Origin of the sequence: Intestinimonas sp. HCP28S3_D6 (assembly GCF_052065695.1) — a bacterium.
Taxonomy (GTDB): Bacteria; Bacillota; Clostridia; order Oscillospirales; family Oscillospiraceae; genus Intestinimonas.
Genome location: NZ_JBQHTM010000015.1, coordinates 58,077 through 64,555 on the forward strand (window position 1 = coordinate 58,077; position 6,479 = coordinate 64,555).

Below are 6,479 nucleotides of genomic sequence, written 5' to 3' on the forward strand. Positions count from 1 at the left end.
AATACCTCGTATATGTCCATCACTCAATAAACAACGAGTGATCGCTGAAGGAGGACGGATAGGACATCGGCGTAATCCACTGATTAAAAACAATGATATACGCATAGACAGAACCTTCACCAAACCGTTCGTGATGAAGCGTTTTGCCGTCAGGTTCCATTGACACTTCATCCGGCAATCCTCGTAGATATGGCAAATCCATTGTTTTGGCCTGATAGCCAGGGAAAGATGCCATCAATCCAACAACCTGACCAACACCAAATGCAACATGTCTGACCATGGCTCCAGGAGGAACAATCGGTGCAGCAGCAACTGTGCGCTTTATGCCTGTTCTGACCTCGTGTGCTCGCTCGGCCACGATGGTGTTGATGTGCTGTTTCCAGTCGGGCGCATCCAGGATATCTCTCTTTGTTTCACATTCCAGAATCAAGTCACGCAGATGTTCCGGCTTAGCCTGTTTGCTCTCGAACATTGCAACGAAGTATTTCTGGAACTGCTCCAGCGTCAACGGAACAATATCCAGACGCTGCTTCATATCGCCCTTTGCGTACCAGATGCCATGACGGAATGTTTCAGCAGTATTGGTATCGATTTTGACCGCAATAAACATACCGTAGACTGGCTTCTCGTACTTCAATACCGCATCGGATACATGGCGTCTAACAGGCTCTCCTTCCATTGCTTCCTGACGGGAGGAAGTGGACATTGTAACCTCGGTAAGAATCGTGAAATCATCGAATTCACAGTACAGATCACCCTTGCCACCACCAGCTGCCGAAACAGGCATGAAGTCAGAATCCAGCTTGAATCCACGAACTTCATACGGTTTATTTATCATGTGGTCGATTGCAAGCGCAGCTCTCCAGAGCGTCCATTCAAGATACGCCGGCGTTTCATCCTTGGGTACTTCAATGGCATTATCTTCGTCGTAAACCAGCTTTCCACCGCCCTTAATGAGAAGTGACATATAATCGGCAATTTCTTGCCACTGGTTGCACTGGTCGTTGGCATACTGGATTTCGTCCGTCTGTGCAAGGATGTTCTCAAGCCGCTGTCTTGCAATATTGATCTCAGCAGGCGTAGTCAACGGCAGATCGGAAATGTCGAATGCAATATGACGTTCCTTCATCTGTTTAATCAGATCGTCCAGCAGAGACTTGGCTACCTCAACATTGTCAGTCGGCAACGGCGCACCGTTGCAAAGAAGTTTATACTGCTCCATGATCGGCTCGGTGCTGGCTGTGGTCTTGGCAAGCTTTTCAGCCAATACGTGCTTAGTAGGAACGATAATCAAACCTCTGCCTTTCCGCTGAAGCACACCAGAAATACGTAGATAGCGCATATTCATATCGCTATACTGAAAGAAGTTGTCGGCTTTCTTATCGTAGTTCTTCGCCCGTTCTACAACTTCTTTTTTATCAAATTTACGTTTTGAAGGGGCGGCAGCTCTACGTTTTCTTAGATCGAGGATGTTATTAACTACTTCGTTGAGATCGTATGTAGGATTGGTTGTATGTCCCCATAACGAAAACTCAATACGGCTAAGCTCCGATGTTCCAGTTCGACGTTCGAGTTCTAACATGATAGCAAGAATCCATCTTAATGGTGAAAAATGGTGGATACCATCAGGCATAGACTCTTGCTCTACACTCATTGCACGCAAATAGCATTCCTGCACCGCAGGGTAGGTATCAGCTTTTAAGAACGATCTACCAAAGGGAGTAATATCATCCGGGATGCCAAGTTCCTCTTGGGCACCCTCCTTCTTCTTGAGCTGCGGATAGATAAATCCATTTTTAGCAAACATCAGACGCCATTTTCTTGCATGGCTCCCGGATTCGTCTTTTCCATCTTCATTCTGAATAATACCCTTTTCATTCAGGTAGTTCATAAATCCGATTTCATTATCTTTGCCGTGAAGATTTCCCACAAAGGGAGAACCGGCAAATACTTTGAAACCCTCTTGGATACGATTGGGATTGCGCAAGCCAGTATTACCAACCAGCCAAATATCAATCTGTTCGTTCATACTTCAACCTCCAATCAATATCCGACAAACAAATACTCCTGGACAGAGTTTCTGTGAGTCTTTGCTTCATTTTGATTGCCGAAAGAATACTTATAATCTATTGGTATCACTTCTACGTGCTGCTTATATTTCGCCATAATTGCCACCATTTCATCCTGTGTAGGCAGGCTATTAGAGGAATAGGACACAATCAAGATACTATTGGCAAATTTCTTAAACAGCTTGTCAAACGCATCTGCGGCACCCTTGCGTGTAGAAAAAGGCGTAGGATACGATTTGAACTTCTTTGTCTGTGTGTGTTCCTGAATCTCGACACCTTTCCAATCACGGGCCAGCCCCTCCACGAAATGGTATCTACGCACATATTCGTTATCAGAAAGGGGCGAGTAATACGGCGGGTCAATATAAACCAAATCTGCCTGTTCAACTCGCAAGTCCATAGCATCGCCATGCTTGGAGCGATTTACCTTGCCGTTGTCAAACACGGCACTGTTTACCGCTTCTACAGCATCCAGGAATTGCTCCGCAAGGGATTTCTGCAAATCCTTCCGTCCATCATCATATCTGTGTCCGGTATAGGTAAAGATACCTCTTGGACGCTTCTTGATACAGGCACGAATAAGTGCGGTCATGGCAATGGCGTGCTTATATGGTTCACGAATAGTAGCAATGTTGGTGCGGAGCGTATCGATCAGATCATTTTCTTCATCAGTGTAGTATAAGCTCTGGAACTTTGTAGCAACAAAATGATCAGATTCCTTATGGGCCACCAGAAGTTGTTTTGCTTCTTCCAAAGGTAAAGTAACCGTATTGTTCTCCACCATGGCCTTTGTAAATGTTGCAGACATTGCCATGTAATCATTGCTGATTACAGCTTTGCCCTGTGCTTTGAACATATAACCAACAATTCCGGAACCGGAGAACAAATCCACAACGGTGTTGACATTGAATTGTGATGCAACAGACCAAATCTCAGAAAGCAGCTTGCTCTTGGAACCCATAAAACGGGTAGGAGGATAGGCAGACACCTGTTCCGGCAGTGGCTTCGGTACCAATTTGATCAATGTACGCTGCTTGGGTGGGATTGTTACAATAACATCCTCTCCCTTTCGTGTGCTGCCATTGCAGGAAATGTGCCGTTTGGTTTGAATTACATCAATGGTAAATGGCGCATAGAGTTCATGTACAAGCGGATGATTAGAGTTTGTCAGAATGACATGGCATCCACGTTCATGCAGCGTCATAATCATCTTTGCCAGCTCTACATGATCTTCTTCATAAAACTGTTCCTTAGTATAACGCTTGAAATCAGAATATTCAGAGATCGGAAGGTATGGAGGGTCGAGGAAAACAAAGTCACCTGGCTGTGCATAATGCTCCAAAACCAAGAGATAATCTCCGCAAACGATCTCAGCCTTTTTCAAAGCCTCGGATGCAGCTCGCAAACCATCTTCATCACAGATTTTCGGATTCTTATATTTTCCAAAGGGAACATTAAACTGTCCCCGCTTATTAACACGATACAGACCATTAAAGCAGGTTTTATTCAGAAAAATAGTTCTTGCAGCAGCTTCCGCTTCTGGCAGAGTTGTCCATTCAAGACCACGCACAGAGTAAAACATCTCACTGCTATTTTCGTATGTTTTGAGATATTTAATTACATCATCAACATGACCTGCGACCTGGCGATACATATTGATGAGTTCCGGATTGCTGTCTGCAATCACCGCATTCTCCGGCTGTAGTGCAAAGAACATTGCGCCACCACCAAAAAATGGTTCGATATAGCGACCATAGGAAGCTGGTACTTTGGGAATGAGATCGCCTAACATTTGTGTTTTTCCACCAGCCCATTTTAATATAGGCTTTGCCTGTACAGGAATTGCATTTTTGAGCGCTTGTTCAGCCAATGTACTCGCCTCCTTGTTTTGAAATCTCTGGAGTCAGCTCCATAATATCGCCAATGTCACACTGTAGTGCTGTACAGATTTTTACGAGCACATCCGTGGTAACATTTTCGTTCTTACCAAGCTTTGCCATAGATGCATGGCTGATTCCGGCAGCAGCGCACAAATCTTTCTTCTTCATATCTCTGTCGATCAATAGTTTCCACAATTTCTTATAGCTTACTGCCATCTTTCACACCTCGTCTATTATGTATGAAATCACTTCTTTGAAATCTGTTTTTGATGAATTAACTTCAGCGAACGCTGAATTTTAATCAGTATAGCACACAATTCGATATTTCTCAATAGCTAAGCACACTTTAATTGACAAAAGAACAGCCTTTTTCGAGTAAACTGGTTTTCGCACTATATAAAAGACTGGATGCCACCTCTTACGAAATAACATCCAGTCTGGTTTTACTCTCTAATCTATTCTTCCATGACCTCCAGCATCATCCTGGCTCCCAACTTAAAGCTGTGTTGGAACAGCAGGCAGTCTGCCATGGTCTGGAACTCTCGCACGCAATCCACATATCGGAAGAACAGCTCTTTTTGTTCATCCGTAAAGGTGGCTTGCAGCTTTTCTTCGTTACTGCAAATCAGTTCCAGAAATTTTTTGTATTCCTTACAGGAAGATGTGTCATAGTCCGTTGGCTCAATGTTGCCATACCAAAATTCTTCAAGGATTTTCATACCGCATCCTCCTCATAAATCATTTCCCGGAGGATGATTTCCTCGGCTCGGTTGCGGATGCTGTTCATGGCACCAACCCATGCCATCTGATTAGACGCTTTCAGCTCCTCGGTTACGCCCTCAGATGCTTTCATCTGCTCGATAATCAAGGACAAACGCTCCTGCGCCTGCTCGTTCAAATCAGCGAGATATGTCCAGAGTTGACCGCTGAAAACAAGGTCATTAAAGAGGAACGGACGATGCTCTTTGATGTAGTCCCGGTGCATCCGTCCCCATTTACCAATGGGGCGCTGTTCCTCGGAGGACAGGGTAAGAACCGGAATATAGTAATCGCCAATGCGTTCATACCAAAGGCCATTGCTCTCATCATAAATGTGTTTCTTCATCTCAGTCATTGTATTGATCTCCTTATTCTGGTGTTAGAATCGCAAGTCTGACTCTCCAGAAATATTGGTAAATCTTTGGTAAATTTGAGATCGAAACACAAAAAACGCTTAAAATCGAGGGTTATGAGACGATATAAGACTTTTCATCATACCCGGTAAATCCTTCCGTGGCAGATAAAAAGTATCCTCGTCATTTGTGCGCTCCTATATTGTTTCGGTAGGCTCAGTATAGCATACAGGCTCCGGATAGTCGAGGGGCATCTCAAATGTGCCATAAGGAGGCGCTGTTCCATTGACTCTGTTATCAATGCTTCCGCATAGGCTGTGGGCTTCTTGATATTCATGGGATCCTCCCTCCCGGCGCTGCCGCCTGCTTATAAAGAGAAGGCACGGCATCTGCCGTGTCTTCCCCTGCGTCAGAACCTTGATATCGTCTGGCAATCTCTCCGGTATATACTCAAAGCAGTTGGACGATTTGTTCCCAGAGCAGGATATGCCTATCATCGACAGCCTGGTTGTCATGATAGTGTCCGAAGAACCAATATTGAAACTCCAGCCGCTGGTCGACCATGTCCAGGAAGTCGTTCAGGCGGTCCGTCGTATAATCGGGGTTCAGCCTTCTGACGATCCTCGACGGGGCGCAGTGCGTGATCACACAGTCCGCCCGCCAGCCGATCCGTTCCAGAGTTGCCAGCGCGGTGAGATATTCCTCATCGGAGGGCAGCTCATCCGGCCACCAGCTATGTCCCAGGACGCGGAACCGCTGTCGGGTCCTTCGTTTCCACCAGTATTCCCGCTCAAAGTCCGGGGCGCTGGGATCAAGGATGCCGTCCTGAATGTCGTGGGAGGACGCGCCGCCCATGGTGAAGAAGGTCAGGCCGTCTATTTCATAAGCCTGCCCGCGCAGCAGCCGCAGGATATGGGGCCGTATCCGCTGCACCCGGCCATTTTTCCATTCCTCCACGGGGAGTCGCTTCAGCATATCAAAGTTTTCGTGGTTCCCATCCACCCACAGGGTCGTCCAGGGCTTGTCCTCCAGCCAGTTCAGCCAGTAGTTCTCCTCAGCCGAGCCATCCCATAAGCCGCCGAAGTCGCCTGAAATAATCATGTAGTCATCCCGGCTCATCTCCCGCTGCTGGGGGAAGTATTTGTTTCCAAACCGCTGGAATCCTCCATGGGTATCTCCCGTGATACAGATCATGACGCCCTGGCCCCTTTCTCATTCTCTATGCGCTGTTCGATCTCCGTCCCATCCTTAAACAGAATGAGCAGCTTGTCCCGTCCCAGCACCTTGATGCTGCTGATGAGTTGGCGTAGGCTGAGAGGTTTGGATTGTAGTTCAGCAATGGGGCTCCGGAGAGTTTAAGCGGATCTGGGCGGTACTCCTTCTTGGCAATCATGTAATAACACTGCCGCAGGCTGTCC

6 protein-coding genes are annotated in these 6,479 nt (G+C 46.4%); all 6 read right to left on the reverse strand.

Annotated features, from left to right (window positions below):
- Positions 1–19 precede the first annotated feature (19 nt).
- The gene (locus ACTNBK_RS07020; RefSeq protein ID WP_441144821.1) at positions 20–2,029 is read right to left on the reverse strand and encodes an AlwI family type II restriction endonuclease; all 2,010 of its coding nucleotides are present in this window, start codon (positions 2,027–2,029) and stop codon (positions 20–22) included.
- Between the two features lie 14 nt (positions 2,030–2,043).
- Positions 2,044–3,939 carry a Dam family site-specific DNA-(adenine-N6)-methyltransferase gene (locus tag ACTNBK_RS07025; protein WP_441144823.1) on the reverse strand — a complete coding sequence of 632 codons (1,896 nt, stop codon included), beginning with the start codon at positions 3,937–3,939 and terminating at the stop codon, positions 2,044–2,046.
- Complete coding sequence (locus ACTNBK_RS07030) at positions 3,932–4,165, reverse strand: helix-turn-helix domain-containing protein (protein WP_441144825.1); 234 nt, start codon at positions 4,163–4,165, stop codon at positions 3,932–3,934. The genes ACTNBK_RS07025 and ACTNBK_RS07030 overlap by 8 nt, the downstream gene beginning before the upstream one ends.
- 239 nt (positions 4,166–4,404) lie before the next feature.
- Positions 4,405–4,668 carry a DUF6809 family protein gene (locus ACTNBK_RS07035; protein WP_441144826.1) on the reverse strand — a complete coding sequence of 88 codons (264 nt, stop codon included), beginning with the start codon at positions 4,666–4,668 and terminating at the stop codon, positions 4,405–4,407.
- On the reverse strand, positions 4,665–5,063 hold the full coding sequence (locus ACTNBK_RS07040; RefSeq protein ID WP_441144828.1) for a TnpV protein: 399 nt from the start codon (positions 5,061–5,063) through the stop codon (positions 4,665–4,667). Before ACTNBK_RS07040 ends, ACTNBK_RS07035 begins: the two co-directional genes overlap by 4 nt.
- 448 nt (positions 5,064–5,511) lie before the next feature.
- Positions 5,512–6,255 carry a metallophosphoesterase family protein gene (locus tag ACTNBK_RS07045; protein WP_209345214.1) on the reverse strand — a complete coding sequence of 248 codons (744 nt, stop codon included), beginning with the start codon at positions 6,253–6,255 and terminating at the stop codon, positions 5,512–5,514.
- Between the last annotated feature and the right edge of the window lie 224 nt (positions 6,256–6,479).

What these genes read in the sequence shown, in the direction of transcription:
- ACTNBK_RS07020 (WP_441144821.1), bottom strand. Translation starts at nt 2,029, where the DNA reads ATGAACGAACAGATTGATATTTGGCTGGTTGGTAATACTGGCTTGCGC.
- ACTNBK_RS07030 (WP_441144825.1), bottom strand. Translation starts at nt 4,165, where the DNA reads ATGGCAGTAAGCTATAAGAAATTGTGGAAACTATTGATCGACAGAGAT.
- ACTNBK_RS07035 (WP_441144826.1), bottom strand. Translation starts at nt 4,668, where the DNA reads ATGAAAATCCTTGAAGAATTTTGGTATGGCAACATTGAGCCAACGGAC.
- ACTNBK_RS07040 (WP_441144828.1), bottom strand. Translation starts at nt 5,063, where the DNA reads ATGACTGAGATGAAGAAACACATTTATGATGAGAGCAATGGCCTTTGG.
- ACTNBK_RS07045 (WP_209345214.1), bottom strand. Translation starts at nt 6,255, where the DNA reads ATGATCTGTATCACGGGAGATACCCATGGAGGATTCCAGCGGTTTGGA.